Origin of the sequence: Virgibacillus sp. M23, from assembly GCF_034190895.1 — a bacterium.
GTDB classification, from domain to species: domain Bacteria; phylum Bacillota; class Bacilli; order Bacillales; family Amphibacillaceae; genus Virgibacillus; species Virgibacillus salarius.
Window position 1 is genome coordinate 1 of record NZ_JAWDHA010000450.1, and the last position, 226, is coordinate 226.

At 38.1% G+C, this 226-nt stretch carries 1 protein-coding gene; it reads right to left on the reverse strand.

The window, feature by feature from the left end; genetic code table 11:
• The coding region (locus RVS70_RS23310; protein WP_321135130.1) for a transposase at window positions 1–226 on the reverse strand (226 nt) is incomplete at both ends.

Sequence of the window (226 nt, forward strand, 5' to 3'; positions counted from 1 at the left end):
CGGTGTAATACCTCACTATAATTTTGTTCACTACCATAACCGGCGTCAGCGACAATATACTTGGGTAACTTGAAGTACCTTTCTTCAATATTATTGAGAAAAGGAATAAACGTGCGAGTATCCGTAGGATTTGGAAATACATCATAAGCTAATGTGTACTGGCCTTCGGTCGCAATTTGTACATTATAACCCGCCTTAAGTTGGCCATTTTTCTTATAGTCATCTT